This is a genomic window from Microbacterium rhizophilum (genome assembly GCF_039605615.1).
In the GTDB taxonomy this organism is placed as follows: Bacteria; Actinomycetota; Actinomycetes; order Actinomycetales; family Microbacteriaceae; genus Microbacterium; species Microbacterium rhizophilus.
This window is the reverse complement of the sequence record NZ_JBCNUN010000001.1, coordinates 385446-410765: the sequence shown is the minus strand read 5'-3', so window position 1 is coordinate 410765 and position 25320 is coordinate 385446. Positions and strand designations below refer to the sequence as shown.

The 25320-nt window shown below is 71.5% G+C and carries 25 protein-coding genes and 1 tRNA gene; 20 read left to right on the top strand and 6 right to left on the bottom strand.

Going from position 1 to position 25320, the window contains the following annotated elements:
- Positions 1-7: 7 nt before the first annotated feature.
- Complete coding sequence (locus AAD528_RS02065; RefSeq protein ID WP_345750367.1) at positions 8-736, top strand: hypothetical protein; 729 nt, start codon at positions 8-10, stop codon at positions 734-736.
- 176 nt (positions 737-912) lie between these two features.
- On the opposite strand, the gene AAD528_RS02060 is transcribed toward AAD528_RS02065, so the two are convergent.
- On the bottom strand, positions 913-2970 hold the full coding sequence (locus AAD528_RS02060; RefSeq protein ID WP_345750366.1) for a M3 family metallopeptidase: 2058 nt from the start codon (positions 2968-2970) through the stop codon (positions 913-915).
- Between the two features lie 86 nt (positions 2971-3056).
- Here AAD528_RS02060 and AAD528_RS02055 point away from each other — a divergent pair, with 86 nt between their 5' ends.
- Both AAD528_RS02055 and AAD528_RS02050 read left to right on the top strand, forming a co-directional pair.
- Positions 3057-3665 (top strand): ArsR/SmtB family transcription factor, encoded by a 609-nt coding sequence (locus tag AAD528_RS02055; protein ID WP_345750365.1) that lies wholly within the window; start codon positions 3057-3059, stop codon positions 3663-3665.
- Positions 3662-3910 (top strand): hypothetical protein, encoded by a 249-nt coding sequence (locus tag AAD528_RS02050; protein WP_345750364.1) that lies wholly within the window; start codon positions 3662-3664, stop codon positions 3908-3910. The genes AAD528_RS02055 and AAD528_RS02050 overlap by 4 nt, the downstream gene beginning before the upstream one ends.
- Before the next feature lie 53 nt (positions 3911-3963).
- On the opposite strand, the gene AAD528_RS02045 is transcribed toward AAD528_RS02050, so the two are convergent.
- Complete coding sequence (locus AAD528_RS02045; RefSeq protein ID WP_345750363.1) at positions 3964-4206, bottom strand: hypothetical protein; 243 nt, start codon at positions 4204-4206, stop codon at positions 3964-3966.
- Positions 4206-6770 carry a valine--tRNA ligase gene (gene valS, locus AAD528_RS02040; protein WP_345750362.1) on the bottom strand — a complete coding sequence of 855 codons (2565 nt, stop codon included), beginning with the start codon at positions 6768-6770 and terminating at the stop codon, positions 4206-4208. The genes AAD528_RS02045 and valS overlap by 1 nt, the downstream gene beginning before the upstream one ends.
- Before the next feature lie 192 nt (positions 6771-6962).
- On the opposite strand from valS, the gene AAD528_RS02035 reads away from it, so the two are divergent.
- Positions 6963-7115, top strand: a complete 153-nt coding sequence (locus AAD528_RS02035; protein ID WP_345750361.1) for a ribbon-helix-helix protein, CopG family — start codon at positions 6963-6965, stop codon at positions 7113-7115.
- Positions 7112-7834, top strand: coding sequence for a hypothetical protein (locus AAD528_RS02030; RefSeq protein ID WP_345750360.1), 723 nt, complete (start codon positions 7112-7114; stop codon positions 7832-7834). The genes AAD528_RS02035 and AAD528_RS02030 overlap by 4 nt, the downstream gene beginning before the upstream one ends.
- A gap of 7 nt (positions 7835-7841) precedes the next feature.
- Here the strand turns inward: AAD528_RS02030 and AAD528_RS02025 are convergent, their stop codons facing one another.
- The gene (locus AAD528_RS02025) at positions 7842-8498 is read right to left on the bottom strand and encodes a pentapeptide repeat-containing protein (RefSeq protein ID WP_345750359.1); all 657 of its coding nucleotides are present in this window, start codon (positions 8496-8498) and stop codon (positions 7842-7844) included.
- Positions 8499-8732: 234 nt separating this feature from the next.
- On the opposite strand from AAD528_RS02025, the gene ileS reads away from it, so the two are divergent.
- From ileS to ndk, 4 genes are all read left to right on the top strand, one after another.
- Positions 8733-12089, top strand: coding sequence for an isoleucine--tRNA ligase (ileS, locus tag AAD528_RS02020; RefSeq protein ID WP_345750358.1), 3357 nt, complete (start codon positions 8733-8735; stop codon positions 12087-12089).
- Positions 12090-12154: 65 nt separating this feature from the next.
- Positions 12155-13525 carry a bifunctional folylpolyglutamate synthase/dihydrofolate synthase gene (locus AAD528_RS02015; protein WP_345750742.1) on the top strand — a complete coding sequence of 457 codons (1371 nt, stop codon included), beginning with the start codon at positions 12155-12157 and terminating at the stop codon, positions 13523-13525.
- Positions 13522-13920 (top strand): DUF4233 domain-containing protein, encoded by a 399-nt coding sequence (locus AAD528_RS02010; RefSeq protein WP_345750357.1) that lies wholly within the window; start codon positions 13522-13524, stop codon positions 13918-13920. The genes AAD528_RS02015 and AAD528_RS02010 overlap by 4 nt, the downstream gene beginning before the upstream one ends.
- Positions 13921-13952: 32 nt before the next feature.
- Complete coding sequence (ndk, locus tag AAD528_RS02005; protein WP_345750356.1) at positions 13953-14369, top strand: nucleoside-diphosphate kinase; 417 nt, start codon at positions 13953-13955, stop codon at positions 14367-14369.
- A gap of 67 nt (positions 14370-14436) precedes the next feature.
- Here the strand turns inward: ndk and AAD528_RS02000 are convergent, their stop codons facing one another.
- Positions 14437-15033, bottom strand: coding sequence for a vitamin K epoxide reductase family protein (locus AAD528_RS02000; RefSeq protein ID WP_375339563.1), 597 nt, complete (start codon positions 15031-15033; stop codon positions 14437-14439).
- A gap of 265 nt (positions 15034-15298) precedes the next feature.
- Here AAD528_RS02000 and AAD528_RS01995 point away from each other — a divergent pair, with 265 nt between their 5' ends.
- Complete coding sequence (locus AAD528_RS01995) at positions 15299-17767, top strand: Rne/Rng family ribonuclease (RefSeq protein ID WP_345750354.1); 2469 nt, start codon at positions 15299-15301, stop codon at positions 17765-17767.
- Between the two features lie 21 nt (positions 17768-17788).
- On the opposite strand, the gene AAD528_RS01990 is transcribed toward AAD528_RS01995, so the two are convergent.
- A complete protein-coding gene (locus AAD528_RS01990) occupies positions 17789-18061 on the bottom strand; it encodes a DUF4031 domain-containing protein (RefSeq protein WP_345750353.1) in 273 nt (90 codons plus the stop codon).
- A 227-nt stretch (positions 18062-18288) separates the two neighbouring features.
- Here AAD528_RS01990 and rplU point away from each other — a divergent pair, with 227 nt between their 5' ends.
- From rplU to AAD528_RS01940, 10 genes are all read left to right on the top strand, one after another.
- Positions 18289-18597 (top strand): 50S ribosomal protein L21, encoded by a 309-nt coding sequence (gene rplU, locus AAD528_RS01985; protein ID WP_345750352.1) that lies wholly within the window; start codon positions 18289-18291, stop codon positions 18595-18597.
- Between the two features lie 28 nt (positions 18598-18625).
- Positions 18626-18880, top strand: coding sequence for a 50S ribosomal protein L27 (gene rpmA, locus AAD528_RS01980; RefSeq protein WP_055991412.1), 255 nt, complete (start codon positions 18626-18628; stop codon positions 18878-18880).
- Between the two features lie 115 nt (positions 18881-18995).
- Positions 18996-20519, top strand: a complete 1524-nt coding sequence (obgE, locus tag AAD528_RS01975; RefSeq protein WP_345750351.1) for a GTPase ObgE — start codon at positions 18996-18998, stop codon at positions 20517-20519.
- Positions 20516-21328 (top strand): glutamate 5-kinase, encoded by an 813-nt coding sequence (gene proB / locus AAD528_RS01970; RefSeq protein WP_345750350.1) that lies wholly within the window; start codon positions 20516-20518, stop codon positions 21326-21328. Before obgE ends, proB begins: the two co-directional genes overlap by 4 nt.
- Positions 21329-21402: 74 nt before the next feature.
- Positions 21403-22680, top strand: coding sequence for a glutamate-5-semialdehyde dehydrogenase (locus AAD528_RS01965; protein WP_345750349.1), 1278 nt, complete (start codon positions 21403-21405; stop codon positions 22678-22680).
- A gap of 59 nt (positions 22681-22739) precedes the next feature.
- On the top strand, positions 22740-22961 hold the full coding sequence (locus AAD528_RS01960; RefSeq protein WP_345750348.1) for a hypothetical protein: 222 nt from the start codon (positions 22740-22742) through the stop codon (positions 22959-22961).
- 9 nt (positions 22962-22970) lie between these two features.
- Complete coding sequence (gene nadD / locus AAD528_RS01955; RefSeq protein WP_345750347.1) at positions 22971-23570, top strand: nicotinate-nucleotide adenylyltransferase; 600 nt, start codon at positions 22971-22973, stop codon at positions 23568-23570.
- The gene (locus AAD528_RS01950; protein ID WP_345750346.1) at positions 23567-24775 is read left to right on the top strand and encodes a hypothetical protein; all 1209 of its coding nucleotides are present in this window, start codon (positions 23567-23569) and stop codon (positions 24773-24775) included. Before nadD ends, AAD528_RS01950 begins: the two co-directional genes overlap by 4 nt.
- A complete protein-coding gene (gene rsfS, locus AAD528_RS01945; protein WP_345750741.1) occupies positions 24772-25161 on the top strand; it encodes a ribosome silencing factor in 390 nt (129 codons plus the stop codon). Before AAD528_RS01950 ends, rsfS begins: the two co-directional genes overlap by 4 nt.
- A gap of 72 nt (positions 25162-25233) precedes the next feature.
- Positions 25234-25309 (top strand) — tRNA-Ala (locus tag AAD528_RS01940).
- Positions 25310-25320: the final 11 nt, after the last annotated feature.

Here is a 25320-nt window from a genome sequence, read left to right as displayed (position 1 = left end):
GGATCGCATGGACAGCCTGAAGATCTTCCGCCGGGTCGCGATCTGGGTGATCGTCGTCTCGCTGTCGATCGCGGCCCTGACGGGCATCTACGTGATCCTCACCGGCGACATCGGAGAGCTCGCGGGCAGGGTCATGGCGACCACCTCGGCGGTCGGCGCGTTCGGCATCCTCGTGCTGTGCGATCTGGCGCCCCTCGGCAAGCCCTTCCAGTGGGTCGGTCTGGTCGGAATGCCGGTCGCCGCCGTCGCCTTCGTGCTCTGGCTCGTGCAGATCTGGGCGCCGGAGCGGTTCTGGGTCTTCGACCCGCTGTGGCGATGGCTCTGGGCCGCGACGCTGTTCGCGTTCGCCCTCGCGCACGCCTCCCTCATCGTGCAGCTGATCCTGCGGCCGCAGCCCGTCGTGCGGTGGATCGTGGGCGCCACGCTCGCGACGATCGGCGCGTATGCGGTGATGGGCGCGATCACGTCGCTCGTCCCGGGGTTCCAGCCGGGCGACTGGTACTGGCGCACGCTCTCGGTGGTGGTCATCCTGTGCGTGCTCGGCACCATCGTCTCTCCCGTCGTGGGGGCGATCCTCGGGCCGCGCGCCGCGGACACCGTCCGGGTCGCGGTCGACCTGCCGCACGACCTCGTCGCGCGCATCGACGCCGCAGGGCCGCGGGAGGAGACGATCGCAGCCGCTCTGCAGCGAGCCTTCTCGCCGGCTGCGGCCGACTCCGAGTCACCCGCGCGCTGAGCGGATCGGGGCCGCGCGGACCGAGTCGGGAGCGCGACGGCGGTCTCAGGCGATGAGCCCGCGGCGCTTCAGCAGCGCGGCGGTTTCGGCGTCGCGGCCCCGGGGACCGCGGGGCCCGGTTCCGACACCCGCGCCTGCGTGGCCGCCGGCTGAACGGACGGTCACGATCGGCTGTCTCACGCGCCCAGGCCGCGGCGCTTCAGCAACGGCGCGATCTCGGCGTCGCGGCCGCGGAAGTCGCGATACGCCTCGAGCGGGTCCTTCGCCCCGCCGACGCCGAGCAGACGCCGGCGGAAGCGGTCGCCGTTCGCGCGGGTGAGGCCGCCGTTGTCGCGGAACCACTCCACGGTGTCCGCGTCGAGGACCTCGGCCCAGATGTACGAGTAGTAGCCCGCGCTGTACCCGCCCGAGAACACATGCGCGAAGTACGTCGAGGAGTAGCGCGGCGGGATCGCCGGCTCGTCGAGGCCGACGTCCGCGAGCGCGGCGGCCTCGAACGCCGCGACGTCCGCCACCGCCTCGGCCTCGCCGCGTGACAGCGAGTGCCACGCCTGGTCGAGCCAGGCCGCCGCGAGGTACTCGCTCGTGGCGAAGCCCTGGTTGAAGGTCTCCGTCGCGCGGAGGCGCTCGACGACGTCGGCCGGCAGCGGCGCACCGGTCTCGTGGTGCACGGCGTACTCGGCGAGCACCTCGGGCCACAGGATCCACATCTCGTTGACCTGGCTCGGGAACTCGACGAAGTCGCGATGCACCGCGGTGCCCGCGAAGTGCGGGTAGGTCACGGTAGCGAACAGGCCGTGCAGGGCGTGGCCGAACTCGTGGAACAGGGTGGTGACCTGGTCCAGCGTGAGCAGCGTGGGGGAGCCCTCGGCGGGCTTCGGAACGTTGAGGTTGTTCACGACGACCGGCCGCGTGCCGCGCAGGGCCGACTGCTTCACGATCGAGTTCATCCACGCGCCGCCGCGCTTGGTGTCGCGCGTGTACAGGTCGAGCACGTACAGGCCGAGCGCCGATCCGTCCTCGTCGAGGATCTCGAACGTGCGCGCGTCGGGGTGGTGCGACGGGATGTCGGCGCGCTCGCGGAACGTCACGCCGTACAGCAGCGTGGCGGCGCGGAAGACGCCGTCGCGCAGCACCCGCTCGGCCTCGAACCAGGGACGCAGCGCGGCCGCGTCGAGGTCGTGCTCGACGGCGCGCACCTTCTCCGTCCAGTAGGCCCAGTCGTGCGCGGCCACCGCGTCGGGCCGGTCCTCGGTCGCGTCGATCAGGCGCTGCAGGGCGGCCTTCTCGGCCTGCGCATTGCGGGCGGCCGGCGCCGCGAGCTCGCGCAGCAGCGAGCGCACCGCCTCCGGCGTGCCCGCGGTCTGGTCGGCCGTGATGTAGGCCGCGTGCGAGGCGTAGCCCAGGAGCTCGGCGCGCTCGGCCCGCAGCCGCACGATCTCGAGCAGCACGCCGCCGTTGTCGTGCGCGTCGCCGCGCGAGGCGCGTGCCCGCGAGGCGGACATGATCCGCTCGCGCGACCCGCGGTTGGTCAGCTGCGCCAGATACGGATGCCCCGAGAAGAGCGTCAGCGTCACGAGCAGGCGCCCGTCCAGGCCGCGCTCGCGCGCGGCCTCCGCGGCGGCGGACAGCTCGCCCTCGGTCAGCCCGTCCAGCTCGGACGTGTCGTCGAACACGACCGCCAGCTCGTTCGTGTCGGCGAGGAGGTTCTTCTCGAACCGGGTGGTCAGCTCGGACAGCCGGCGGTTGAGATCGGTGAGCCGGGCCTTGGCGGCGTCGTCGACGGCCGCGCCGGCGTGGGTCATCTCGCGGAAGCGGCGCTCGACGAGCCGGCGCGCCTCGGGGTCGAGCTGCAGATCGTCGAGGCGCTCGTGCAGCGCGCGGATCCGCGCGTAGAGGCGCGCGTCGAGCTCGATCGCGTCGTTGTGCGCCGCCATCAGGGGTGCGAGCTGCTCGTCGATCTGCTGGATGGCGGCGGTCGCGTCCGCGGAGCTGACCGTGTAGAACGCCAGGGAGACCCGCTCCAGCAGCTCGCCCGAGCGCTCGAGCGCGAGCATCGTGTTGTCGAATGTCGGCTCGTCTTCGCGGGAGGCGATGACCTCGACCTCTTTCCGGTGCTCGGCGAACGCGACCTGGAACGCCGGCAGGTAGTGCGCGGGCTCGATCGCGGCGTAGTCCGGTACGCCGTAGGGGAGCGGCGACGGCGCGAGCAGCGGGTTGAAGGCGTCGGTCATGGGCTCCACCCTAACTGCGCATAGGCAGGCAAATCTCTGCAAAGAAACAGTTGCAAAGAATCCTTTGCATCCGTATCATGAGGACCATGAGCGAAGAGAAGGTGCAGCCGGAGCCCCGCCAGAGGCGGACGCTCGACGTCGCCGCGCTGCGCGCGCTCGGCCATCCGCTGCGCATGCGCATCCTGGACCTGCTGAGCCAGCACGGGCCGCAGACGTCCAGCACGCTCGCAGAGCTGACCGGGGAGTCCTCGGGCTCGACGAGCTACCACCTGCGGATCCTCGCGAAGCAGGATCTGATCCGCGAGATCCCGGAGCGCAGCGCGGGTCGCGAGCGGTGGTGGGAGCGTCCGCCCGGATCGGTGTCGTGGGGCGACGGCGCCGAGACCCGTTCCCCGGCGGGGCGCGCGGCCCTCCAGGCCGCCACGGCGGAGTTCCACCGCCTCCGCAACGACGAGACCACCGACTACTTCACGCGCCGCGCCGACCGCGAGCCGGAGGAGTGGCGCGAGGTCAGTGCCTCGTTCACCACGATCGCGCGGATGACCCCCGCGCAGCTCGCCGAGCTCTCCCAGCAGGTCGAGGAGCTCATCACGGCGGCGGGCGCGCGGTATCGCGATCAGGAGGGTGAGGGCGTGCGCGCCGTCACCGTCCGCGCGGACCTGTTCCCCCTCAAGCAGCTCGGAGGTGCCTCATGACCGCGGTCTCCCTATCCGCCTGCGCTGCGGCGCTCCATCCGCCGACCGCGGCGATCCGAACGCTGCGCATCACGCCGAGCGAGCGCCTGGCGCTGCGTGCGGCCGACGCGCTGGCGTCGTACATCCATCGCCGCGCGGCGAGCCGCGACGCGCGGCTGCTCGCGGATATCGAGCGCGAGCGCGTGCTCGGCGAGAGCCGCCTCGCCGCGATGCGCGCCATGGCGCACGACGTGCCGCGACGGTGAGCGACGAAGGGGCTGGAGGATCGGACCTCCAGCCCCCTTGGTCGTGCACCCGGTCAGCGCTCGTCGTCGTCCATGCCGTCGACGTGGCCGACCACGGCCCGGCCGTCGGCGGCCAGCGACACGGTCACGCCGGTGTCGAGCTCCGCGATCGGACGACCCTCGAGCCAGGTGAGCGTCCAGCCGGGCCTGGGGCCCTCGGGCAGGTGCTCCTCGACCTTCGCGATCGTCTCGCGGAGCTCGGCCGGCACCGAGGCCGGCGGCTGCGATCCTGCGGTCCAGCGGGTTCCGAGCTGCATCATGCCTCCGTGTCCGCGAGGTCGATCCGCGTCACCGCGAACTCCTCGCCCTCCGTGATCTCCAGCTCCTGGATGCGGCCCACGGCCTTCAGGTCGCCGGCCACCAGGCGCAGGGCCGCAGCGATCGCGGCCGGCGCGGTGATCGCCGCGTGGGCCACGGGGGTCTTCTGCGACGCCTTCGCCTCGGTCTTGGCGCGGCGGATGCCGATCAGGGCCTCGCTCGCCGCCGTGAGCACCGCGAGGTCGCCGTCGACGCCGGCGGGCACCGGCCAGTCGGCCGTGTGGACCGAGCCCTCCCGGAACCACGACCAGGTCTCCTCCGCCGCGAAGGCGAGCACCGGCGCGAACAGCCGCACGAGCGTCTCGAGCGCGGTGCGCAGGGCCAGGGCGGCGGATGCCTGGCCCGGGTTGGCCTGGTCGTACGCGCGCTCCTTGACGAGCTCGAGGTAGTCGTCGCAGAACGTCCAGAAGAACGACTCCGACACCTCGAGCGCGCGGGCGTGGTCGTACGACTCGAGCGCCTTGGTGGCGTCGGCCACCACGCCATCGAGCGTCGCGAGCATCGCGAGGTCGAGCGGATCCGTCACCGCCGCGCCCTCGGGAACCGGGAAGCCGAGCACGAACTTGGCCGCGTTCAGCAGCTTGATCGCCAGGCGCCGGCCGATCTTGATCTGCGTCGGGTTCTGCGGGTCGAACGCCGCGTCGGTGCCGAGGCGGCTGGAGGCGGCCCAGTAGCGCACCGCGTCGGATCCGTGCTGCGCCAGGACGTCCGCGGGCGTGACGACGTTGCCCTTCGACTTCGACATCTTCTTGCGATCCGGATCCACGATGAAGCCCGAGATCGACGCGTTCGCCCACGGGGTGCGGTCGTCCTCGAGCGCGCTGCGCAGCAGCGTCGAGAACAGCCACGTGCGGATGATGTCCTGGCCCTGCGGGCGCACGTCGAACGGCGCCACGAGGTTCCACAGCTCCTCGTCGCGCTGCCAGCCCCCCACGATCTGCGGCGTGAGCGACGAGGTCGCCCAGGTGTCGAGCACGTCCGTCTCGCCGACGAAGCCGCCGGGCACGCCGCGCTGCCCCTCGGTGAAGCCGGCCGGCGCATCCGTCGACGGGTCGACCGGCAGCTGCTCGGCCGCGGCGTACAGGACGTCGCCCTGCTCGCCGTTCTCGTCGAGCGCGTACCAGACGGGGATCGGCACGCCGAAGAAGCGCTGCCGCGACACGAGCCAGTCGCCCGTGAGACCGTTCACCCAGTTCTCGTAGCGGACGCGCATGAACTCGGGGTGCCACTCGATCCGGCGGCCGAGCTCGAGAAGGCGCTCCTTGAGCTTCTCGTCGCGTGCGCCGTTGGTGAGGTACCACTGCTTGGTCGAGACGATCTCGAGCGGGCGGTCGCCCTTCTCGAAGAACTTCACGGGGTGCATGAAGGGCTTGCCGACCTCGAGCAGGCGGCCGGACGCCTCGAGCAGCTCGACCATCTTCTTCTTGGCGCTGAACACCGTCAGGCCCACGAGCTCGGCGTATGCCGCCTTGCCCTCGTCCGACGCGATCGCCTCGGGGGCATCCGCGACCACACGGCCGTCCAGGCCGATGATCGTGCGGATCGGCAGGTCGAGCTCGCGCCACCAGATCATGTCGGTGACGTCGCCGAACGTGCAGATCATGGCGATGCCGGTGCCCTTGTCCTGCTGCGCGAGCGGGTGGGGCAGCACGGGCACCTCGACGCCGAACACGGGCGTCGTGACGGTCTTGCCGAAGTACGCCTGGTAGCGCTCGTCGTCGGGATGCGCCACGAGCGCCACGCACGCGGCGAGCAGCTCCGGCCGCGTGGTCATGATCTCGATGTCGCCGGATCCGTCGGTCTTCGCGAACGCGACGCGGTGGTACGAGGCCTGCTGCTCGCGATCCTCGAGCTCGGCCTGCGCGATCGCGCTGCGGAAGTCCACGTCCCACAGCGTCGGGGCGAGCGACCGGTACGCCTCGCCGCGGTCGGCCGACCGCAGGAACGCGAGCTGGCTCGTCCGGATCGTGTCGTCCGAGATCGTGCGGTAGGTCTGCGTCCAGTCGACCGAGAGGCCGAGGTCGCGCCACAGCTCCTCGAACGTCTTCTCGTCCTCGACCGTGAGGGTCTCGCACAGCTCGATGAAGTTGCGCCGGCTGACCGGGATCTGGTCGGCGGCCTTCAGGCTCTTGGCGTCGCCGGCGAACGGCGGGGTGAAGTCGGGGTCGTACGGCAGCGACGGATCGCAGCGCACGCCGTAGTAGTTCTGCACGCGGCGCTCGGTGGGCAGGCCGTTGTCGTCCCAGCCGATCGGGTAGAACACGGTCTTGCCGCGCATGCGCTCGAAGCGCGCCTTGACGTCGGTGTGCGTGTACGAGAAGACGTGGCCGATGTGCAGCGATCCCGACGCCGTGGGCGGGGGAGTGTCGACCGAGTACACGCTCTCGCGGCCGCCGGCCCGGGCGGCGGCGCGGTCGAACAGGTACGTGCCCTGCTCCTCCCACGCGGAGCCCCACTTGTCTTCGAGACCCTCGAGCGCGGGCTTGTCGGGAATGGCGGCCATACGGGATCTCCTCGTTATATGCGGCACGGTGTCTGCGTGCCTGAGTGTGGGGTGCCCTCCGAGTCTAACGGGCGGTCTTGCGCAGGCCGTCGAGAGGAGATCCGGCGTCCAGAGGAGATCCGAGCGTGCGGGCGTCCTCGTCACTCCGGATCTTCTCTGGACGGGGCGGGACATCAGAGCTATGTTGCTAGCATGCGAGCGGATGAGTCGAAGGTGCAGTTCAACGTGTACCTGCCGAGAGACCTCGTGCGCGCGGTGAAGCACCGCGCGATCGACGAGGGCACCAGCCTGTCGGCGCTGGTGGAGCGCGTGCTGCGCGCCGAGATCGAGGGGAGCGGACGATGAGTCGCGTCGAGCAGATGCTGTACACCGGTCACCCCGAGCGGTGGTGGACGATCGCGCCGGCCCTCGGGTTCGCCGCGCCGTACCCGCCGACGCCGGAGTGGGGGATGTTCGACGGCGGCGGCGCGCTCGCCCTGCACCACGCCTCGGCGGATCACCCGGCGGGCTCGGTGCACCTGCACGTCCAGGTCGACGACCTCGACGCGGCCGAGCGCGCGCTGGACGGCTTCGCCGTGACGCGCGGCGAGATGTCCGGGGTCGGCACGCTGCTGACGGTGACCACGCGCGAGGGCGTCGCGCTCACGGTGGCGGCACGGCCCGCGCACGCGATGCCGGATGACCCGGAGGTGGCTGTGGAGCCGATCTGGTTCGCGAACGACCTGGACGAGCCGCGCCGCATCCTCGAGGCCCTCGGGTTCCGCGCGGGCATCGTCGGCGACGCGGGCGGCTGGGTGGAGCTCACGGCGCCGGGCGGCGGGATGGTCGCGCTGCACGCGCTCGGATCGGCGGAGACGGCGGACGAGGCGTCCATCGGTCTGTCGTTCCTCGCCCGCGGCGATCTCGACGCGCTTGCCGAGCGGATCCGCGCCGCGGGAGTCGACGCGGCCGTGATCGACGAGGCGTTCGGACGGACGATACGCTTCCCGCACCCGGACGGCGGCCACGAGGTCTGGATCAACGGCCTCCAGGACGACCTCCACGGCTACCACCGCGAGGGCTGAGGAGTCCTCAGTCGCGCACGTCGATGCCCGCCGCGGCGGCGAACGCCGGCGCCAGCCGCTCGACCTGGAACGGCGAGAGGGTCACGCCCCGCAGCGACATCACATCGAGGAACGAGCCCGCGTCGAGCCCGCGCAGGTCGACGTCCGCCGCGCGCAGGCCGCGCGGATCCACCTCGTCGGCCCGGCAGTCCTCGAACGCGACCCGCGTGAGCGCCGCCTGCGGCAGATCCAGCGCGCGGATCGCGCAGCCGGAGATCAGGATGTCCTCGCCGCGGGCGCCGCCGAGCGTCAGGTAGTCGATGCGCACGTCGCGGAGCTCGAACTCGGCGATCCGCGCGCTCGTGAGGTCGAGGGATCCGATCCTGCCGCCGGATATCCGCAGCCGGCGGATCGTCGTGTCCCGCGCCGACACGGACGCCGCGCGGAGGTCGCGCACGTCGACGTCGATCAGGGTCGCGCCGAGCAGGTCGAGCGCGTCGACCGCGGCGTCCTCGATCGCGCACTCCTCGAGCGCGGAGTGCGCGAGATCGACCGAGCCCGACAGCCCCGCGAAGCGCACCTGGTGCTCGTCGCCGTGCCGGCGCGGCACCGCGTCGGCCAGCCGGGCCGGCAGATCCGGGGCCGAGACGCGGGGGCGGATCGGACGATCGGTCTTCTTGGCCATGCCGCCACGGTATCCCCGGCGGCCGACAGCCCGTAGAATCGTGGGAACGGCATCGATCCGGCATCACCGGGGAGCTCGCGGAAGAACAGGCGCACGCCCTACTAGAACCGCGCGGGGCAGGCCCGTCACAGCCGCAGTGAGAGCGGCGGTCTCCGTGAGGAGGCCGCAACGCGGGGTGGTACCGCGGCCGACTGGTCGTCCTCGCAGTCCGTATCCGGATCTGCTGGAGTGCTGATGACCTACCCGAAGTCCTCGTTCGGCCCCGCCGCCGACGCCGCCACCGCACAGGCGATCGTGCCGAGCCCGCGCTTCCCCGACATCGAGCGCGACGTCCTGGCGTTCTGGAAGCAGGACGACACCTTCCGCGCCTCGATCGCGCAGCGCGAAGGGTCCGAGGAGTGGGTCTTCTACGACGGCCCGCCGTTCGCCAACGGCCTGCCGCACTACGGCCACCTCCTCACCGGCTACGCCAAGGACCTCTTCCCGCGCTTCCAGACGATGCGCGGCCGCAAGGTCGACCGCGTGTTCGGCTGGGACACGCACGGCCTGCCGGCGGAGCTCGAGGCCATGAAGCAGCTCGGGATCACCGAGAAGAGCGAGATCCTCGACATGGGCATCGACGCCTTCAACGCGAAGGCGCGCGAGTCCGTGCTCGCCTACACGCGCGAGTGGGAGGACTACGTCACGCGCCAGGCGCGCTGGGTCGACTTCGAGCGCGGCTACAAGACGCTCGACACCACGTTCATGGAGAGCGTGCTGTGGGCCTTCAAGCAGCTGTTCGACAAGGGCCTCGCATACGAGGGCTACCGCGTGCTGCCGTACTGCTGGCGCGACCAGACGCCGCTGTCCAACCACGAGCTGCGGATGGACGACGACGTCTACAAGATGCGTCAGGATCCGTCGGTCACGGTGACCTTCCCGCTCACGGGCGAGAAGGCGGCCGCGCTCGGCATCGAGGGCGCGCGTGCGCTGGCGTGGACGACCACGCCGTGGACCCTGCCGACCAACATGGCCCTCGCCGTCGGCCCCGCGATCTCGTACGCCGTCGTGCCCGCGGGTCCGAACGGCGCGAAGGAGGGCGCGGCGGGAGAGGACTTCCTGCTCGCCGAGGAGCTCCTGGGCGGCTACGCGAAGGACCTCGGCTACGAGTCGGCGGACGACGCCAAGGCCGCCGTGCGCACGCGCGTCGTCGGCGCCGACCTCGCCGACGTGACGTTCGAGCGGCTGTTCGACTACTACGCCGACGCCGAGACCTGGGGCACGCAGAACGCGTGGCGAATCCTCGTCGACGACTACGTCTCCACCGGCGACGGCACCGGCATCGTCCACCAGGCCCCGGCCTACGGCGAGGACGACAAGCGCCTGAGCGACGCCGCCGGCATCCCGACCATCGTCTCGGTGGGCGACGACGGCCGCTTCCTCCACGTCGTCACGGACGTCGCGGGCGAGCTCTGGATGGACGCCAACACGCCGCTCGTGCGCCTGCTGCGCCAGAACGGGCGCCTCCTGCGCCTGCAGTCGTACGAGCACTCGTACCCGCACTGCTGGCGCTGCCGGAACCCCCTGATCTACAAGGCCGTGTCGAGCTGGTTCGTGCGCGTGACGGACGTCAAGGACCGCATGGTCGAGCTCAACGAGCAGATCACGTGGGCGCCCGAGAACGTCAAGCACGGGCAGTTCGGCAAGTGGGTCGAGGGCGCGCGCGACTGGTCGATCAGCCGCAACCGGTTCTGGGGCTCGCCGATCCCGGTGTGGAAGTCGGACGACCCGAACCACCCGCGCGTTGACGCGTACGGCTCGCTCGAGGAGCTGGAGCGGGACTTCGGCACGCTGCCGCGCAACGAAAAGGGCGAGGTGGATCTGCACCGCCCCTACATCGACCAGCTGACGCGCCCGAACCCGGACGACCCGACGGGCCAGAGCACGATGCGCCGCATCGAGGACGTCTTCGACGTCTGGTTCGACTCGGGATCCATGCCGTTCGCGCAGGTGCACTACCCGTTCGAGAACGCCGAGTGGTTCGAGGCGCACGCTCCCGCGGACTTCATCGTCGAGTACATCGGCCAGACCCGCGGCTGGTTCTACGTCATGCACGTGCTCTCGACCGCGCTGTTCGACCGGCCCGCGTTCTCGGGAGTCTCGTGCCACGGCATCGTGCTCGGCAACGACGGCCAGAAGATGTCGAAGTCGCTGCGCAACTACCCGGACGTGTCCGAAGTGTTCGACCGCGACGGATCCGACGCCATGCGCTGGTTCCTGATGTCCTCGAGCGTGCTGCGCGGCGGCAATCTGATTGTGACGGAGGAGGGGATCCGCGCCGGCGTGCGCGAGTTCCTGCTGCCGCTGTGGAACTCGTGGTACTTCTTCGCGACGTACTCGAACGCCGCTCGCGCCGGTGGCTCCAACGCGGGGGGCGGAGCATCCGGATCCGCCTACGAGGCCACCTGGCGCACCGACTCCACCGACGTGCTCGACCGGTACATCCTGGCGCTGCTGGGCGACCTGGTCCGCGACGTCGCGACCGACCTCGACGCGCTCGACTCGACCACGGCGGCGGCGCGGCTGCGGGACTTCGCCGAGGTGCTCACGAACTGGTACATCCGCCGCTCGCGCGACCGGTTCTGGACGGGCGTGACGGATGACCCGCGCAGCCGGGAGGCGTTCGACACGCTGTACACGGTGCTCGAGACGCTCACGCGCGTCGCGGCCCCGCTGATCCCGCTCGTGTCCGAGCGCGTGTGGCAGGGTCTGACGGGCGGGCGCAGCGTGCACCTGACCGACTGGCCGGAGGCGACGGCGTTTCCCGACGCGGCCGACATCCGCGAGGCCATGGACGCCGTGCGCGAGGCGTCGAGCGTCGCGAACGCCCTCCGCAAGAAGGAGGGCCTGCGCGTGCGCCTGCCGCTCGCGCGGCTCACGGTCGTCACGGCCCACGCAGGACTCGGCCAGTTCGAGGACATCCTGCGCGAGGAGCTCAACGTCAAGTCGGTCGAGCTCGTGCCGCTGGGCGAGGGCACGGCCGCCGAGTACGGCATCTCCCACCGCCTCACGGTGAACGCGCGCGCCGCCGGACCGCGCCTGGGCAAGCAGGTGCAGCAGGCCATCCGCGCCGCCAAGGAAGGCTTCTGGTCCGAGCGGGACGGCGTCGTGACGGTCGACGGCCTGGCGCTCGAGCCGGGGGAGTACGAGCTCGTGCTCGAGACCACCGGACGGCCCGAGGGCGAGGCGCTCGCGCTGCTGCCGACGGGCGGCTTCGTGCTGCTGGACACCACGACCACGCCCGAGCTCGAGGCCGAGGGCCTTGCGCGCGACGTGATCCGCGCCGTGCAGGACACCCGCAAGGCCGCCGGCTTCGACGTGAGCGACCGGATCCGCCTGACGCTCGCGTTCGCGGACGAGGCGGACGCGGAGGCCGTGCGCCGCGCGTTCGACGTCGCCGACGTCGCGGGCGAGACGCTCGCGCTCGAGCACCTCGTCACGACGGGATCCGACGCCGGGGACGCCGAGCACACGGGCGTGATCGCGAAGGGCACCTACGCCAATCGAGGCGACTTCACGGTCGCCGTGAGCCGGATCGGAGCGAACGCGTGAGCGACGACGAAGGAATCCTCGACCCGCTGCCGGGCGACGACGGGGCCGGCGGAGCCTCCGACGACGTGATCGTCGAGGGCACGCCGCAGGACCGCCGCCGCGCCGACGCCGTCTACGAGACGCTGCTGTCGCGCGCGGGGGAGCGCTGGGTGCAGCCCCGCAAGGAGCGCACGGCGCGCGTGCTCGAGCTGCTGGACGACCCGCAGCGCACGTACCGCGTCGTTCACGTCACGGGCACGAACGGGAAGACCTCGACGAGCCGGATCATCGAGAGCCTGATCCGGGCGCACGGACTGCGCACGGGCCTGTTCACGAGCCCGCATCTCGAGCGCTTCACCGAGCGGATCCTGATCGACGGCCGGCCGGTCGCGGACGCCGCGGTGGCGGACGCGTGGGACGAGATCGAGCCGTTCGTGAGCATCGTCGACGCCGAGCTGGAGGCGCAGGACGAGGAGCCGCTGACGTTCTTCGAGCTGCTCACCGTGCTCGCCTTCGTCGCGTGCGCGGACGCGCCGATCGACGTGCTCGTGCTCGAGGTCGGCATGGGCGGCGCGTGGGACTCGACCAACACGGCCGACGGCGACGTCGCGGTGTTCGCCCCGATCGACCTGGACCACGCGGATCGCCTGGGCGACACGATCGCGGAGATCGCGACCGTCAAGGCGGGGATCATCAAGGACGGCGCGCGCGTCGTCTCGGCCCGGCAGAGGCCGGAGGCCGAGCAGGTGCTGCGCCGCGTCGCGGCCGAGATGGGCGCCGAGATCGCGTTCGAGGGGGCCGAGTTCGCCCTCGCCGAGGACAAGCTCGCCGTCGGCGGTCAGCTCATCACGGTGCGGGGCCTCGCGGGGCAGTACGACGAGGAGTACCTGCCGCTGTACGGCCGCCACCAGGGCTCGAACGCGGCGCTCGCGATCGCCGCGGTCGAGTCGCTCATCGGCGCGACCACCCAGCCGATCCCCGGCCCGGTGCTGACCGAGGGCCTCGCCGAGGTCACGTCTCCCGGGCGCCTGCAGCTGGTCGGCATCGAGCCGACCGTGCTCGTCGACGCCGCGCACAACCCGCACGGCGCCGCGGCCCTGGCCGCCGCACTGCGCGAGGCGTTCGACTTCGACGAGTGGGGACTCGTGCTGGGAGTCCTGGGCGACAAGGACGCGATCGGCATCCTGCGCGAGCTCGGCCCGGTCGCCGCCCACGTGTTCGTGACGGCTCCCGATTCCGAGCGCGCGACGGATCCGGACGCCCTCGCCGACCTCGTCGAGAGCGCGGGACTGCGCGTGACGGTGCACCCGAACCTCGCCGACGCCGCCGACGCCGCGCGCGAGTGGGCGTCGGATTCGCCGCGTCGCGCTGTCGCGATCGCCGGATCCGTCGTGCTCGCCGGCGAGGCGATCGCGCTCTCGGCGGAGGAGGACTGGAAGTCGGGGTGGCGCGGATGACCGACGCCGCGCCGAAGGCGCCCCGCTATCGGTCGCTGCCCGAGAAGCTCGGCCAGGTCGTGCTCGGCTTCGAGGCGATCGTGGTGTTCCTCGCGGGCCTCGTCGTCTACGGCCTCGGCGCGCTGCCCGATCCTATCCCGCAGTGGTGGGGCATCGTGGCCGGCGCCGTCGTGGGCCTCGCGATGCTGGTCACCACGGGGCTGCTGCGCCGGCCGTGGGGATTCACCCTCGGCTGGGTGCTGCAGGGCGTCGTCGCCCTCGGCGCGATCGTCGTGCCCGCGATCCTGTTCGTCGTGCTCGTCTTCGGCGGCATGTGGGCGTATGCGACGATCGGAGGCGGACGGATCGAGCGCCGGATCGCCGCGCAGCGGGCCTCGGACGACGCCTCGAACTGACCTGAATCAACGCGCAACGGAGAGAGAAGCACATGGCCACCGAAGAGACCCTCGTCCTCGTCAAGCCGGACGGCGTCGCCCGCGGGCTGACCGGGACCATCCTGGCCCGCATCGAGGCGAAGGGCTACTCGCTCGTCGACATCCGCCTCGTGGAGCCCAGCCGCGACCTGCTCGCGCAGCACTACGCCGAGCACGAGGGCAAGCCGTTCTACGAGCCGCTGCTCGAGTTCATGATGTCGGGCCCCGTCGTCGCGATCCGCCTCGCCGGCAACCGGGTGATCGAGGGCTTCCGCTCGCTCGCCGGCACGACGGACCCGACCACGGCCGCGCCCGGCACCATCCGCGGCGACCTCGGCCGCGACTGGGGCGTCGCCGTGCAGCAGAACCTCGTGCACGGGTCCGATTCGCCCGAGTCCGCCGCCCGCGAGCTCGGCATCTGGTTCGCCTGATCCTGTAGTCGACCCGATCGGCCCGAATTCCGCCCGGAATTCGGGCCGATTCGGTCAACCGGGCGTCTCAGAACAGGTTGTCCAGGACGTCCAGGCGCAGCTGAGCGATGACCGCGATCACGGCGAAGCTGACGATCGCCAGGAGCGGCAGCCAGCCGGTGAGCCGGGCCGCGGTGCGCGAGATCGCCCCGGTGCCGACGATCCGCAGCGTGTGCAGCAGCACGGCATAGAACGACGGGATCGTCACGACCCACGTGACCATGCACCACGGGCACAGCGTGCCGAGCACGAAGATGCTCTGCCCGATCAGCCACAGCACGAAGCCGAACGCGAATGTCATCCCGGCCAGGAACAGCAGCCAGAACCAGGTCGCGAAGCGCGCGCCCGCCAGGATCGCCATGCCGACGACGATCGGGGCGACCCAGCACGCGAGCCCCAGGATCGGGTTCGGGAAGCCGAACGCCGAGCCCTGCGGTGACTCGAGATTGGCGGTGCACTGCACCAGCACGCTGAAGTCGCAGGATGCCGCGGCCCCCGGATTCGCGAGCAGCTCGAAGCGCTCCATCGTGAGCGAGTACGCCGCCCACCAGCCGACGGCGCCGGCGATCACGAGCCAGACGGCGAGGGCGACGGGGCGGGTGCGGGTGTCGGTCACGGGGCCCATTGTCTCCCGGCTCGCGCGGGACGCGGGACCGCGCGGAGGCGCATGCGTGCGATTCGCGCGCGGGGAGTGCGATAATGGATCCTGACGCATATCGCGGCCGCGCCGTGACCCGCGTCGAATGAAGACTTCGGGGCAAGGGATGCCCCGCGTGACCAGAGCCGAGAGCCGGTCGCAGGCCGAACGAGTTCGCGGATCCGCCGAGAGCGGAGCCGCCAGAGATTTCCGGGCGACGCGCGGATGTCCGCCCGCAGGGAGCACGCCAGCGATGGCTGAACAGAACAATGAACACGACGATCGCACCTTCGACGAGAACGCGGACGCCGTAGCGCCCGAGTCCCTCGAGGTCGCGCAGCCCGTCGAGGACGCGCCCGCGGGGGACGCCCCGGTCCAGGACGCTCCCGCCGAGCAGCCCGTCGAGGAGACTCCCGCGGAGGAGGCGCCGGCCGAGGAAACCGCCGTCGACGAGCCCGTCGCGGATGCCGAGACGCCGGATGAGGCACCCGCCGAGCCCGTCGCGGAGCCTGACGCCGCCGAGGCGGCAGGGTCCCCCGCGGAGCCTGAGGCCCCGGCCGAGCCCGAGACGCCCGCGCAGCCCACGGCCGTGAGCCTCGGCCTGCTGCCCGAGGAGTTCGTGTCGCAGGTCTCCACCGCGCTGCACTTCTACGCCCCCGACGTGCAGCCGCTGCCCGCGCTGCCGGCGCCGGAGGAGCCCGCCGCGGGCCGGCCCGCGCGCCGGCGCCGCCGTCGCGGTGAGCCCGGCGACGCCGATGCCCCCGCGCAGGCCCCGCAGCCCGAGGAGGGCGGTCGCCGTCGCCAGCGCGTGGTGGAGGTCGTCACGGAGCCGCAGCGGATCAAGGGCTCCACGCGCCTGGAGGCCAAGAAGCAGCGCCGCCGCGACGGCCGCGAGGCCGGCCGCCGCCGCCCCGTCGTCACCGAGGCAGAGTTCCTCGCCCGCCGCGAGGCCGTGGACCGCGAGATGATCGTCCGCTCCAAGGGCGGCCGCGTGCAGATCGCGGTGCTCGAGGACAAGGTGCTGGTCGAGCACTACGTCGCCCGCAGCCAGGACGCGTCCCTGATCGGCAACGTGTACCTCGGCCGCGTGCAGAACGTCCTGCCCAGCATGGAGGCGGCGTTCGTCGACATCGGACGCGGCCGCAACGCCGTGCTGTACTCCGGCGAGGTCGACTGGGACTCGGTCGAGACCGGTAACCAGCCCCGCCGCATCGAGCTCGCGCTCAAGCCCGGCGACAAGGTCCTCGTGCAGGTCACGAAGGATCCGGTCGGCCACAAGGGCGCGCGCCTGACGAGCCAGATCTCGCTGCCGGGCCGCTACCTGGTCTACGTGCCGGGCGGTGCCATGAACGGCATCTCGCGCAAGCTGCCCGACACCGAGCGCTCGCGCCTGAAGCGGATCCTCAAGGAGGTCCTGCCCGAGTCGTCGGGCGTGATCGTCCGCACCGCCGCCGAGGGCGCCACGGAGGACCAGCTGACGCGCGACGTCAACCGCCTCACCTCGCAGTGGACGCACATCAGCGCGATGGTCGAGAAGGGCAACGCCCCGAGCCTGCTGCACAGCGAGCCCGACCTCCTGGTGAAGATCGTCCGCGACGTCTTCAACGAGGACTTCACGAAGATGCTCATCCAGGGCGCGGACGCGCAGAGCACCATCACGAGCTACCTCGAGGGCGTCGCGCCCGACCTTCTCGACCGCATCGAGAAGTACGAGGACGAGCAGGATCCCTTCGACGCGTTCCGCATCACGGAGCAGATCGAGAAGGCGCTGGACCGCAAGGTCTGGCTGCCCTCGGGCGGATCGCTCGTGATCGACCGCACCGAGGCCATGACGGTCGTCGACGTCAACACGGGCAAGTTCGTCGGCTCCGGCGGCAACCTCGAGGAGACTGTCACCAAGAACAACCTCGAGGCGGCCGAGGAGATCGTGCGCCAACTGCGCCTGCGCGACATCGGCGGCATCATCGTCGTCGACTTCATCGACATGGTCCTCGAGTCCAACCGCGACCTCGTGCTGCGCCGCCTCGTGGAGTGCCTGAGCCGCGACCGCACGAAGCACCAGGTCGCCGAGGTCACCTCGCTCGGCCTCGTGCAGATGACCCGCAAGAAGCTCGGCCTCGGCCTGCTCGAGACGTTCAGCGAGCCGTGCGAGGTCTGCGCCGGCCGCGGCGTGATCGTGCACCACGACCCCGTGGCGAAGCACCGCCCGGTCGCGAGCGCCGGCGGCAACGGCAGCGGCGGCGCGGGATCCGGACGCCGTTCGCGCGGCGGCTCCTCGAGCGGCCAGAACGGCAACGGCGGCGGCCAGGCGTCGACCGCGGCGGCGAGCACCACGGGCACGCACGTGATCACCGAGGGCGTGAAGTCGGCGCTCGCGCAGATCGCGGCCTCGACCCTCTCGCACCCGGCCGACAAGCCCGAGTCCTCGCCCGAGGTCCTGATCGACCTCCCCGAGGGCCCGCGCACTCCGGCGAAGCAGGACGGCGCGCCGCGCGAGGACCGGCCGAAGAAGCCGCGTCGCAAGCGTCCCGCCGCCGCACCGGCCGAGCCGCAGCAGCAGCCGCGCAGGTCGTCGACCGAGCAGCTGCTCGACTCGGTGCTGAACGCGCTGCCCGAGCCCAAGGCCCCGGGTCAGGGACGCAGTCGCAGCCGTCGTGTGACGACCGCGGCGCTCACCGGCACGGCCGTCTCGGTCACCCCGGCCCAGCCCGCCGAGGACTGACGAGCGGAGGGGGTGCTGGGATCAGCGCCCCCTCCGCTCGCGCGCGGTGACGCGCAGCCCGGAGGCGATCAGCGCGCGCACCAGCTCCTTGCCCGATACGCGGCGCGCGCCCGCCTGCACGAGGCGCGGGACGAGGTCCTGGGGTACGTCGTAGTGGTCGCGGTCGAACGCGCGGGCCGGCACCTGGTGCGCCCGGGCGAACGCGTGCAGCTCGTCGAGATCGGCGTCGCTGACGAGGTGAGCCCACAGTCGTCCGTGGGCGGGCCAGACCGGATCGTCCACGAGGATCGCCATCGCTCGATGGTAACCAGCCGGGAGAAGCGACGCGCCGGGCCCCCGCTTTTGCCGGATGCCCGTTGGATCGGGTAGAGTATTCCTTTGGTGCGTCCCCTGTGTCGCGCGCCTTCCAGGGCGCCGCGACGAAAGTCTTGCAGACGCCCCTCGCGGCCAGCGAGAGCAAGCGAAGTCTTCCCGTGAGATATCGGAGCCGGACGAGGCTCCCCAATGAAAACAGGTGTGAAGTGGTTTACGCAGTTGTGCGCGCCGGTGGCCGGCAGGAGAAGGTCGAGGTCGGCACCATCGTTCAGCTCGACCGTGTGCAGGCTGCCGCGGGCGAGACGATCGAGCTGCCCGCCGTCCTCCTCGTCGACGGCGACACCGTGACGACCGACGCTGAGAAGCTCGCGAAGGTCAAGGTCACGGCTGAGGTCGTCGGCAACCTGCGCGGTCCGAAGATCGTCATCCAGAAGTTCAAGAACAAGACCGGTTACAAGAAGCGCCAGGGCCACCGTCAGGACCTCACGCGCGTCAAGATCACCGGCATCAAGTAAGTCACTCCCAGAGAGCAGAGGCTGAGCAATGGCACATAAGAAGGGCGCGAGCTCCACTCGCAACGGTCGCGACTCCAACGCCCAGCGACTGGGCGTGAAGCGCTTCGGCGGTCAGGTCGTCAGCGCGGGCGAGATCCTCGTCCGCCAGCGTGGCACCCACTTCCACCCGGGCGCCAACGTCGGTCGCGGTGGCGACGACACGCTGTTCGCCCTCGCCGCGGGTGCGGTCGAGTTCGGCAACAAGGGCGGCCGCAAGGTCGTCAACATCGTCGCGGGCGAGTAACTCCTTCGGGCGGGTGCCGCCGGGCGGCGCCCTTCCTCCGCGCGAGCACATTCATTGTTGAACGGGGCGGGCTTCGGCTCGTCCCGTTCTTCTATCTATCCCGGGAGTCCGATTCATGGTCACGTTCGTCGACGAGGTGACGCTTCATCTGCGCGCCGGCAAGGGCGGCAATGGCTGCGTCTCGGTGCACCGCGAGAAGTTCAAGCCGCTCGGTGGCCCTGATGGGGCGAACGGCGGCGACGGCGGCGACGTCATCCTGGTCGCCGACCCGCAGACCACCACGCTCCTGAGCTACCACCACTCGCCGCACCGCGCCGCGGGCAACGGCGGATTCGGCATGGGCGACATGCGCTCGGGCGCGCAGGGCGAGGACCTCGAGCTGCCCGTGCCGGTCGGCACGGTGGTGAAGGACCCGTCGGGCGAGGTGCTCGTCGACATGATCGAGCCCGGGATGCGCTTCGTCGCGGCCCCGGGCGGGCGCGGCGGCCTCGGCAACGCGGCGCTCGCGTCGCCCAAGCGCAAGGCCCCCGGCTTCGCGTTGCTCGGCACGCCCGGCTGGGAGGGCGACGTCGTCCTCGAGCTGAAGACCGTCGCCGATGTCGCGCTGGTGGGCTTCCCGTCGGCCGGCAAGTCGAGCCTGATCGCCGCGATCTCGGCGGCGCGGCCGAAGATCGCCGACTACCCGTTCACGACGCTGCACCCGAACCTGGGCGTGGTCCAGGCCGGCGACGTGCGCTACACCGTCGCCGACGTGCCCGGTCTGATCGAGGGCGCGAGCGAGGGCCGCGGCCTCGGTCTCGAGTTCCTGCGCCACGTCGAGCGCTGCACCGCGCTGGTGCACGTGCTCGACTGCGCCACGCTCGAGCCCGGGCGCGACCCGCTGAGCGACCTCGAGGTCATCCGCGCCGAGCTCGGCGCCTACCCGGTGCCCGAGGGGCAGACGCCGCTGCTCGAGCGGCCGCAGATCGTCGTCCTGAACAAGATCGACGTGCCCGAGGCCCAGGAGCTCGCCGAGTTCGTCCGCCCCGACCTCGAGGCGCTGGGCTACCGCGTGTTCGAGATCTCCGCCGTGGCCCGCACGGGCATGCGGGAGCTGAGCTTCGCGCTCGGCGAGATCATCGATCAGCACCGCAAGGCGGCGCCCGCCGCGCCCGTCACGCCGCGCGTCGTCATCCGGCCCAAGGGCTCCGAGAAGGAGTTCTCGGTCCGCGTCGAGGGCGGCACGTACGGCAACATCTACCGGATCCTCGGCGAGAAGCCGACCCGCTGGGTGCAGCAGACCGACTTCCAGAACGAGGAGGCCGTGGGCTTCCTGTCCGACCGCCTCGACAAGCTGGGCGTCGAGGACGAGCTGTTCCGCGCGGGTGCCACGCCGGGATCCACCGTGGTCATCGGCGAGGGCGACTCGGTCGTGTTCGACTGGGAGCCGTCGATCGGCTCGGCCGCCGAGCTGATCCAGGCGCCGCGCGGCACCGATCCGCGCCTCATGCAGGGCGGCCGCCGCACGAGCAACGAGCGCCGCGAGCAGTACCACGCGCGTCAGGACGCCCGTGCGGCCGCACGCGCGGAGGCGGAGGAGCTCCGCAAGGCCCGCCGCGTCGACGCCGGGGATGAGGCCGCCGAGGGCGACGCGTCGTGACGGCGCGGGATCGCGCGGGGCTCGCGGTTGCGCGCCGCATCGTCGTGAAGGTCGGCTCGTCGTCGATCAGCGGCGAGTCGTCGTGGCGCATCCCCATGATCGTGAAGGCCCTGGCGGACGCCCACCGACGCGGCACCGAGGTGCTGCTCGTGTCGTCGGGCGCCATCGCGACCGGCATGCCGTTCCTCGAGCTCGACTCGCGTCCGACGGACCTCGCGACCCAGCAGGCCGCCGCGGCGGTGGGGCAGAACGTGCTCGTGTTCCGCTACCAGGAGGCGCTGCGCCCGTTCGGCATCGTCGCCGGTCAGGTGCTGCTGACGGCCGGGGACTTCGAGGATCCGACGCACCGCAGCAACGCGCAGCGCGCGATCGAGCGGCTGCTCGGCCTGCGGATCCTGCCGATCATCAACGAGAACGACACGGTCGCGACGCACGAGATCCGCTTCGGCGACAACGACCGGCTCGCCGCGCTCGTGGCGAAGCTGGTGGCGGCCGACGCGCTCGTGCTGCTGAGCGACGTCGACTCGCTGTACACGAAGCCGCCGACCGAGCCGGACGCCGAGCCGCTCGCCGTGATCGCGCACGACGCCGACCTCGGCGAGCTGGAGTTCGGATCGACCGTGGTCAACAGCGTCGGCACCGGGGGAGCGGCCACCAAGGTCTCCGCCGCGCGCCTGGCGGCGGGCGCCGGGATCGGCGTGCTCGTGACGAGCGCCGACCGGGTCGGCGAGGCGCTGACCGGTGCCGAGATCGGCACGTGGTTCGAGCCGTCTCCCGGCGCAGTGCCGCTCGGTACACTCTCGGAATAGCCCCGTTCCGTCCCCGGGTCACCGACCCGCGGACGAACGCGTGCACATCCTGATCCGCACAGGAGGACCGCGCCATGAGCATCGCCCTCACCCCCGAGGTGGCCGTCGACACGCCGCAGGATCGTCTGCGCCTCGCCAAGGACGCCGCGCGCGTCACGGCGCGGCTGACGAGCGGCGAGAAGGCGGCCGCGCTGCACGCGATCGCCGACGCGCTGCACGCGCACGCGGACGAGATCATCGCCGCGAACGCCGACGATCTCGCCCGGGGCGAGCGCGACGGCATCGGCTCCGGGCTCCTGGACCGCCTGCGCCTCGACACCCGTCGCGTGGGCGCGCTGGCGGACGCGGTCCGCGAGATCGCGGCCCTGCCCGATCCGGTCGGCGAGGTCGTCCGCGGTCACCGCATGCCCAACGGCGTGAACCTCGCGCAGGTGCGCGTGCCGTTCGGCGTCGTCGGGGCCATCTACGAGGCGCGGCCCAACGTGACGGTCGACATCGCAGCGATCGCGCTGCGCTCCGGCAACGCGGTCGTGCTGCGCGGCGGCAGCGCCGCGCTGTCGTCCAACACCGTGCTCGTCGCCGTGATGCGCGACGCGCTCGAGGCGCAGGGCATCTCGCCCGACGCGATCCAGTCGGTCGACGCCTTCGGGCGCGACGGCGCGAAGGCGCTCATGCACGGCCGCGGCTTCGTCGACGTGCTCGTGCCGCGGGGGAGCGCGGGGCTCATCGAGACGGTCGTGACGGAGTCCACGGTTCCCGTGATCGAGACGGGCGCGGGCAACGTGCACATCGTCCTCGACGACACGGCGCCCGAGGAGTGGGCGCGCGAGATCGTCGTGAACGCGAAGGTGCAGCGGCCGAGCGTGTGCAACGCCGCGGAGACCGTCCTCGTGCTGCGCGGCGCCGCCGAGCGCCTCGTCCCTCCCGTCGCCGCGGCGCTGCAGGCGCAGGGCGTCACGATCCACGGCGACGACGCCGTCCGCGCCCTCACCATCGGCGTCGAGCCCGCGACCGAGGAGGACTGGGCGACCGAGTACCTGAGCCTGGACATCGCGATGCGCGTGGTCGACTCGCTCGATGACGCGCTCGAGCACATCCGCCGCTACTCGACGGGGCACACCGAGTCGATCGTCACGACCGACGTGCGCAACGCCGAGCGCTTCCTCGCGGAGGTCGACTCGGCGGTCGTCCTCGCGAACGCGTCGACGCGCTTCACCGACGGCGGCGAGTTCGGCTTCGGCGCCGAGGTCGGCATCTCGACGCAGAAGCTGCACGCACGCGGTCCCATGGGTCTGCCCGAGCTCACGAGCACGAAGTGGCTCGGCCGTGGCTCCGGTCAGGTGCGGGTCTGAGCGATAAGCTGGGAGGGCACGTCGCCATCGCGCGTGCCACGACCTGAAACGGAGCACGAATGCAATTCGCCGCAGCGCTTGTCGCCGCCGCCGCCGAGGCCGAGCACGAGGGCAACGTCATGATGACGACCTGGCCGTTCTTCCTGATCGCGGCCGTCATCTTCACGCTGCTCGCGCTCGTCACCGCGTCGTACCGCAACGTCTCCAACCGCCATGCGGACCCCGTCGACCTCCACGCCGCCGACGGCCACCCCGAGCACGAGACGGGACACGGCCACTAGGTCGTCCGCGTGACGGTGCAGCCGAGGCCACCGCGGATCGGGGTGATGGGCGGGACGTTCGATCCCATCCACCATGGACACCTCGTGGCCGCGAGCGAGGTCGCGCAGTCGTTCGACCTCGACGAGGTCGTCTTCGTGCCGACCGGTCAGCCCTGGCAGAAGCAGGAGGTCTCGCCGGCCGAGCAGCGGTACGAGATGACCGTGATCGCGACCGCGTCGAACCCGCGCTTCACGGTGAGTCGCGTGGACGTCGACCGCGAGGGCCTCACCTACACCGTCGACACCCTGCGCGATCTCAAGGCCCGCCGCCCCGAGGCCGACTTGTTCTTCATCACGGGCGCGGACGCCGTGGCGCAGATTCTCAGCTGGAGGGACCACGATGAACTGTGGGATCTCGCCCATTTCGTCGCGGTATCGCGACCCGGCCACGTCCTCGATATCGAAGGGCTGCCGAGCGCGGAGGTCAGCCAGTTGGAGATCCCGGCGCTGGCGATCTCGTCGACAGACTGCCGTGACCGCGTGAGCCGCGGATTCCCGGTCTGGTACCTCGTGCCGGACGGGGTCGTGCAGTACATCGCGAAGCATCATCTGTATCGGAGCAACGCATGAGCACACCGGACGAGACGTCGCAGCCGCTGACGCGCCGGCAGCTGCGTGAGCGCGGCCTGACCGGGCAGAACCCCGTGATCAGCGCGGAGGAGATCGAGGCCGCCAGGGTCGCGCGCGACGCAGAGAAGGCGCAGGCCGCCGCCGAGGTGCCCGCGGCCGAGCCCGCCGAGGCGGAGCCGGACGTCGTCGAGGCGGAGCCGGAAGCGGCCGAACCGGAGACCATCGAGGAGGAGCGCGCCGAGGAGGCCGCATCGCTCGAGACCGCCGCGCAGGAGTCGTCGGCGCCCGCGTTCCCCGTCGACGGATCGCGTCCGCTCACACGCCGCGAGGTGCGCGAGCAGGAGCGACTGCGCACCAATCAGCTTCCGGTGATCACGCCCGCCGAGGTCGGCGAGGACGCCGCCACGGAGGCGGAGGAGCCCATCGTCGCGGCGATCGAGACGAAGATCGTGGGCGAGAACGAGACCTCCGTCGTGTACGAGGTCGTCGAGGTGCCGTTCGAGCAGACCCTGCGCCCGGCTCCCGAGGCGGAGGCCGAGCCCGACGAGCGCGAGACGCCGGTGGCGGAGCTCGTGTACGACGACGCCGCGACCGAGCAGGAGCCCGAGCCCGCGCCCCGCGCGGACGAGGAGTTCGCCGAGGCGCAGGTCGAGACGGTCTACATCGCCGAGGACGCTCCGGTCGCCGACGACGAGTCGGATCGGCCCACGGTCGCGCCCGCGTTCGGGTCGATGCTGCTGAAGGCTCCCGCCCCCGAGACGCCGTCGCGGTCGTTCGAGGACATCCTGTCGCACGCGTCGGACTCGAGCGGCACGGCGACCGCGTCGAGCGCGCTGATCCTCGCAACCGATCCCGGATCGATGCCGCTGTCCGCGCCCATCGACGCGACCGGCGAGATCCTGATCACGAGCACCCACGCGCTTCCCGACGGGTTCGGGTCGCGCGGTCACGCGGTCGGCACGACCGACGGCAAGGATGTGGACGTCGTGCTGATCGACGGCGAGCTCCCGCTCGCCTCGTCGCCGACGCCGATCTCCGCGAGCGACGCGGTGAGCACCTCGAAGAGCCCGGCGGAGGTGATCCGTCCGCCGGCACCGGAGAAGACACACCGCCTCACTCTGATCCTCGGCATCGCGGCGGGTGTGCTGGGCCTCGCACTCATCGGCGTGGTGGTCGCCGCATTCATGAATGGACTACTCGGCTGATGGCCTCTCCTGATTCCCTGGACATGCTCGAGATCGCCGCTGCGGCGGCTGATGCGAAGGGCGGTGAGGATCTCGTCGCCCTCGACGTCTCCGAGCCGCTGCCGCTCGTCGACGTCTTCCTCCTCGTCACCGGACGCAACGAGCGCAACGTCGCCGCGATCGCAGACGAGGTCGAGGACAAGCTGCACGAGGCGGGGCACAAGCGACTGCGTCGCGAGGGCCGCGCCGAGTCGCGCTGGATCCTGCTCGACTTCGGCGACCTCGTGGTGCACGTCTTCCACCAGGAGGAGCGCTCCTTCTACGCGCTCGAGCGGCTCTGGAAGGACTGCCCGGTGCTTCCGGTCTCCGTCCCCGCTCACGACGCGCCGACGCGCCCGGCGGAGTGACACGATTTCACCTGCGCGTCGACGTGTTGTAAGCTGAATGAGTTGTCCGGGGCTTCTACCCGGACAGCACCTGGGTCTGTGGCGCAGCTGGTAGCGCACCTGCATGGCATGCAGGGGGTCAGGGGTTCGAGTCCCCTCAGATCCACCAGGAATCCCCGG

What these genes read in the sequence shown, in the direction of transcription:
- AAD528_RS02065 (WP_345750367.1), top strand. Translation starts at nt 8, where the DNA reads ATGGACAGCCTGAAGATCTTCCGCCGGGTCGCGATCTGGGTGATCGTC.
- AAD528_RS02060 (WP_345750366.1), bottom strand. Translation starts at nt 2,970, where the DNA reads ATGACCGACGCCTTCAACCCGCTGCTCGCGCCGTCGCCGCTCCCCTAC.
- AAD528_RS02055 (WP_345750365.1), top strand. Translation starts at nt 3,057, where the DNA reads ATGAGCGAAGAGAAGGTGCAGCCGGAGCCCCGCCAGAGGCGGACGCTC.
- AAD528_RS02050 (WP_345750364.1), top strand. Translation starts at nt 3,662, where the DNA reads ATGACCGCGGTCTCCCTATCCGCCTGCGCTGCGGCGCTCCATCCGCCG.
- AAD528_RS02045 (WP_345750363.1), bottom strand. Translation starts at nt 4,206, where the DNA reads ATGCAGCTCGGAACCCGCTGGACCGCAGGATCGCAGCCGCCGGCCTCG.
- valS (WP_345750362.1), bottom strand. Translation starts at nt 6,770, where the DNA reads ATGGCCGCCATTCCCGACAAGCCCGCGCTCGAGGGTCTCGAAGACAAG.
- AAD528_RS02035 (WP_345750361.1), top strand. Translation starts at nt 6,963, where the DNA reads ATGCGAGCGGATGAGTCGAAGGTGCAGTTCAACGTGTACCTGCCGAGA.
- AAD528_RS02030 (WP_345750360.1), top strand. Translation starts at nt 7,112, where the DNA reads ATGAGTCGCGTCGAGCAGATGCTGTACACCGGTCACCCCGAGCGGTGG.
- AAD528_RS02025 (WP_345750359.1), bottom strand. Translation starts at nt 8,498, where the DNA reads ATGGCCAAGAAGACCGATCGTCCGATCCGCCCCCGCGTCTCGGCCCCG.
- ileS (WP_345750358.1), top strand. Translation starts at nt 8,733, where the DNA reads ATGACCTACCCGAAGTCCTCGTTCGGCCCCGCCGCCGACGCCGCCACC.
- AAD528_RS02010 (WP_345750357.1), top strand. Translation starts at nt 13,522, where the DNA reads ATGACCGACGCCGCGCCGAAGGCGCCCCGCTATCGGTCGCTGCCCGAG.
- ndk (WP_345750356.1), top strand. Translation starts at nt 13,953, where the DNA reads ATGGCCACCGAAGAGACCCTCGTCCTCGTCAAGCCGGACGGCGTCGCC.
- AAD528_RS02000 (WP_375339563.1), bottom strand. Translation starts at nt 15,033, where the DNA reads ATGGGCCCCGTGACCGACACCCGCACCCGCCCCGTCGCCCTCGCCGTC.
- AAD528_RS01995 (WP_345750354.1), top strand. Translation starts at nt 15,299, where the DNA reads ATGGCTGAACAGAACAATGAACACGACGATCGCACCTTCGACGAGAAC.
- AAD528_RS01990 (WP_345750353.1), bottom strand. Translation starts at nt 18,061, where the DNA reads ATGGCGATCCTCGTGGACGATCCGGTCTGGCCCGCCCACGGACGACTG.
- rpmA (WP_055991412.1), top strand. Translation starts at nt 18,626, where the DNA reads ATGGCACATAAGAAGGGCGCGAGCTCCACTCGCAACGGTCGCGACTCC.
- obgE (WP_345750351.1), top strand. Translation starts at nt 18,996, where the DNA reads ATGGTCACGTTCGTCGACGAGGTGACGCTTCATCTGCGCGCCGGCAAG.
- AAD528_RS01965 (WP_345750349.1), top strand. Translation starts at nt 21,403, where the DNA reads ATGAGCATCGCCCTCACCCCCGAGGTGGCCGTCGACACGCCGCAGGAT.
- AAD528_RS01960 (WP_345750348.1), top strand. Translation starts at nt 22,740, where the DNA reads ATGCAATTCGCCGCAGCGCTTGTCGCCGCCGCCGCCGAGGCCGAGCAC.
- AAD528_RS01950 (WP_345750346.1), top strand. Translation starts at nt 23,567, where the DNA reads ATGAGCACACCGGACGAGACGTCGCAGCCGCTGACGCGCCGGCAGCTG.